This is a genomic window from Roseomonas sp. TAS13 (assembly GCF_001950415.1).
Taxonomy (GTDB): domain Bacteria; phylum Pseudomonadota; class Alphaproteobacteria; order Acetobacterales; family Acetobacteraceae; genus Roseomonas; species Roseomonas mucosa.
Genome location: NZ_BDLP01000374.1, coordinates 1 through 4,138 on the forward strand (window position 1 = coordinate 1; position 4,138 = coordinate 4,138).

Consider the following 4,138-nt stretch of genomic DNA (forward strand, 5'->3'; position numbering starts at 1 on the left):
CCGGTCGTGGTCGGCCTCGGCCTGGGCACAGGGGCGGAAGGGCGGGTGGAGGTGGTGCTGGAACCGGCGGAGCTCGGCCGCGTGGCGATCCGCCTCGAACGCGACAGCGGCAGGGCCAGGCTCCATGTGCAGGCGGAACGGCCGGAAACCCTGGCTCTGCTGCAACGCGATGGCGCGGAGCTGAACCGTGCCCTGTCGCAGGCCGGCCTCGCTCCGGAAGGCGGGCTGAGCATGAGCTTCTCGCTGTCCAGCGGCGATTCCGGCGGCGGCACGCGCCGCGACGGCGCATCCGGCCCGCCCATGCCCACCCTCGCCGCCACGGACGCCGGCACCGGCATCCCGGCCACGGCGCGGCTCGCCGCCCGCGGCCTCCTCGACATCGCCATCTGAAAGGACCAGCGCCATGACCACGGTCAGCGGCACCACCTCGGCCAGCAGCTCTGTCTCCTCCTCGGCCAGCAGCGCGCTGTCGGAGAACTACACAAACTTCCTCACCCTGCTGACGACGCAGCTGAAGAACCAGTCGCCCGACGATCCGATGGACACCAACGAGATGACCTCGCAGCTCGTGCAGTTCTCCTCGGTCGAGCAGCAGATCGCCATGAACAAGAACCTGGAGACGCTGATCTCGCTGCAGCAGACCTCGCAGCTCGCGGCGACACAGGTGCTGGGCCGCACCATCGAGGTGGAAAGCAGCCAGCTCGCGCTGCAGGACGGCGCGGCGCAGGCGAAGCTGCCGGCCGCCGGATCGGCGACGACGGCCCATGTGGCCGTGCAGAACGGCAGTGGCGCCACCCTCTACGAGGAAGACGTGAAGCTCGGCCGCGACAGCACGGTCTGGAACTGGGACGGCAGGACCGGCGGCGGCACCCAGCTCGCCGACGGTGCCTATACGCTGAAGGTCACCGGCACCGATTCCGCCGGGAACGCCAACGATCTCGGCTTCACGGTCCTCGCCCGCGCGACCTCGGTGGAACGCGACGGCAGCGCGATGACCCTGCTGGCCGGAAAGGCGTCCTACGACTTCAACGACATCCGCTCCATCACCAACTAGCGCGCCACCGCTCCCGGCCGGGTGGAGCCGTTCCCGCGAAAACAGGACCGGCGCGGCTGAAGCGCGCCGGGGCGGAGGCCGCCGCCCCGGTGCCGGTCGCGCGGCCGGCACGATTTCCTCCCGCACCGCCGCACGGGAAACCGCCCATTAACCTGCCCCCGGCAAAACTTGCCCCGCTGGCCCAAGGCTGGAGCGGAGACAGGCGATGCACGGGTTGCGGGACGGATGGAAGGACAGGCCGGGGTGCTGAGCCAGGCTCTGGCGCAGTTCCGCGCCCTCGGCCCCCGGCAGCTGGCCGCGCTGGCAGGCGTCGCGCTGCTGCTGCTGGGAAGCATCGCCTTTCTGGCCCTGCGCGCCGGCAGCCCGCCGATGGCGCTGCTCTATGCCGATCTCGACCCGCGCGATGCGGGCGCGGTGGTGCAGTCGCTGGACAAGCAGCGCATCCCCTACCAGCTCGGCGCGGGCGGCAGCACCGTGATGGTGCCGGAGGAGATGGTGCCGAAGCTGCGCCTCGCTCTGGCGCGGGAAGGACTGCCCGCCGGCGGCAATGTCGGCTGGGAGATCTTCGACCGGGGCGAGAGCCTGACCACCACCCCCTTCCAGCAGGACATGAACCGCATCCGTGCGCTGGAAGGCGAGCTGGCGCGGACCATCCGCGGCCTGTCCGGCGTGCGCAACGCCCGCGTCCACCTCGTCCTGCCGCAGCGCGAGGCCTTTTCCCGACGCACCAACGAGGCCCAGGCCAGCGTGGTGCTGAGCATGCTGGGCTCGCAGCGGCTGGACAGGGAAGGCGTGCAGGCGGTGCTGCACCTCGTGGCGACCGCCGTGCCGGGGCTGAAGCTGTCCGCGGTCTCCATCATCGACAGCCGGGGCGAACTGCTGGCCCGGGGCGGCGAGGCGCTGACCGGCCCGGCCGCCGCCAGCACGCAGGAGGAGATGCGGCACGCGCAGGAGCTTCGCATCGCCCGGGGTGTCGAGGAGCTGCTGGAGCGCACGCTGGGCGCCGGCAAGGTCCGCGCCGAGGCCACGGTGGAGCTCGACTCCGAGCGTGTGCAGACCACCGAGGAACGCTACGACCCCGACAACCAGGTGGCGCGCTCCACCCAGAGCACGCAGGAACAGTCGCGCAGCGGCGAGGGCGGGAACAACAGCGTCTCCGTCGCCAACCAGCTCCCCGGCGCAGAGGCCGCGGGCGGCAATGGCGACCGCTCGCAGGAGAGCCGCACCGAGGAGACCACCAACTACGAGATCGGCAAGACGGTCCGTTCCGCGCTGCGCGAGGGCCCGGTGCTCAAGCGGCTGTCCGTCGCCGTGCTGGTGGACGGCGTCTATGAGCCGCAGCCGGAGGGCGCGCCGAAGTTCCGCGAGCGCACGCCGGAGGAGCTGCAGCGCCTGACGGCCCTGGTGCGCGGCGCGGTCGGCGCCGACGAGCGGCGCGGCGACCGGGTGGAACTCGTCTCCATGCGCTTCGCCGCCTCGGAGGCCGAGATGCCGCAGGCTGCCGGCGGCTTCCTGAACCTGTCCCCGGCCCTCACCGCGCGGCTGATCGAGAGCGGCGTCTATGCCCTGATCGTGCTGCTGGCGCTGCTGCTGGTGGCCCGCCCCCTGGTCCGGCGCATCACCGTCCTGCCCGCGGCCACCGCTGCGCTCCCTGCGGCTGGCGCGGCGGCGGCGGCGGTGGCGCTGGACGCACCGGAAGGCCGGCCCGCCCTGCCCCCGGCGGAAGGCGATGGCGGGGAGGCGATGATCAGCCTGACGCAGGTGGACGGGCAGATCCGCGCCTCCAGCATCAGCAGGCTGGGAGAGCTGGTGGACACCTATCCGGATGAGACCCTTGCCCTGGTGCGCCGCTGGCTGGCGCCCGCCGAAGTGGAAGGCTGAGCAGGAGCATGAGCATGAAGGGTCCGCAGAAGGCGGCCACGCTGATGCTGGCGATGGGCGAGGAGAAGGCGGCCACGCTGATCGCCAAGCTGGACAAGGACGAGATCCGGGATCTTTCCCTGGCCATGGCGCGTCTCGGCACGGTGAGGGCCGAGGCTGTCGAGGAGGTCTGCCGCGAGTTCGCCGAGGGCATGGGCTCCACCGGCACGCTGACCGGCAGCTACGAGGCGACGGAGCGCATGCTGCTGCGCACCCTGCCGCCCGACCGCGTGTCCCAGATCATGGAGGAGATCCGCGGCCCCGCCGGGCGCACCATGTGGGAGAAGCTGGGCAACGTGAACGAGGCGCTGCTCGCGAACTTCCTCAAGAACGAATACCCGCAGACCGTGGCGGTGGTGCTGAGCAAGATCCGCCCCGACCACGCGGCGCGGGTGCTGGCGCTGCTGCCGGAAGGCTTCGCCATGGAGGTCGTCATGCGGATGCTGCGCATGGAGACCATCCAGAAGGAGGCGCTGGAGGGCGTGGAGCGGACGCTGAAGGCGGAGTTCATGAGCAACCTCGCCCGCTCCACGCATCGCGACGCGCATGAATCGATGGCGGAGATCTTCAACAACCTCGACCGTTCCGCCGAGGGCCGGATCATGGCGGCGCTGGAGGAGCGCAACCGCGAGAGCGCCGAGCGCATCCGCACGCTGATGTTCACCTTCGAGGACCTGCGGCGCCTGGATGGCCCGGCGGTGCAGGTGCTGCTGCGCACGGTGGAGAAGGACAAGCTCGCGCTCGCGCTGAAGGGGGCGAGCGAGGAGATGAAGGGGCTGTTCTTCAGCAACCTTTCCGAACGCGCCGGCAAGATGCTGAAGGACGACCTGGCGGCGCTCGGCCCTGTGCGCCTGCGCGACGTGGACGAGGCCCAGGCCCTGATGGTCGCGCTGGCCAAGGATCTCGCCGCGCAGGGGCAGATCCAGATCAACAAGACCCAGGATGCGATGCTGACCTGATGCGGGACGACGCCTTCCTTCCCCTCCTGCTCGGCACCCGCGCGCCCGTGCCGGCACAGCCCCCGCCCCCCGAGCGGCCGGCGCTGGAGTTCCCCGACCTCGACGCGCCGCCCGCCCCTGCCCCGGCGGCGCCCGTGCCCCCGGCCGATCCCGCGCCGGACCGCGAGGCGGAGATGGAGGCGCTGATCGGGATCGCCCGCGAGGC

The 4,138-nt window shown here is 71.6% G+C and carries 4 protein-coding genes and 1 pseudogene; all 5 read left to right on the forward strand.

Annotated features, from left to right (window positions below):
- A partial coding sequence (locus tag ROTAS13_RS20385; protein ID WP_139323459.1) for a flagellar hook-length control protein FliK occupies positions 1 to 390 on the forward strand: 390 nt, incomplete at its 5' end.
- A gap of 13 nt (positions 391 to 403) precedes the next feature.
- Entirely contained in the window at positions 404 to 1,054 is a 651-nt protein-coding gene (locus ROTAS13_RS20390) for a flagellar hook assembly protein FlgD (RefSeq protein WP_075823248.1), read from the forward strand.
- Positions 1,055 to 1,297: 243 nt separating this feature from the next.
- Complete coding sequence (gene fliF, locus ROTAS13_RS20395) at positions 1,298 to 2,935, forward strand: flagellar basal-body MS-ring/collar protein FliF (protein ID WP_226946128.1); 1,638 nt, start codon at positions 1,298 to 1,300, stop codon at positions 2,933 to 2,935.
- Between the two features lie 14 nt (positions 2,936 to 2,949).
- Positions 2,950 to 3,933, forward strand: coding sequence for a flagellar motor switch protein FliG (fliG, locus tag ROTAS13_RS20400; RefSeq protein ID WP_099782148.1), 984 nt, complete (start codon positions 2,950 to 2,952; stop codon positions 3,931 to 3,933).
- Positions 3,933 to 4,138: pseudogene (locus ROTAS13_RS20405) on the forward strand (hypothetical protein); the annotation flags it as partial. The gene fliG and the pseudogene ROTAS13_RS20405, both read left to right, overlap by 1 nt.

Bases quoted from the DNA above. Each gene is read 5' to 3' on its own strand.
- ROTAS13_RS20390 (WP_075823248.1), top strand. From the start codon at position 404: ATGACCACGGTCAGCGGCACCACCTCGGCCAGCAGCTCTGTCTCCTCC.
- fliG (WP_099782148.1), top strand. From the start codon at position 2,950: ATGAAGGGTCCGCAGAAGGCGGCCACGCTGATGCTGGCGATGGGCGAG.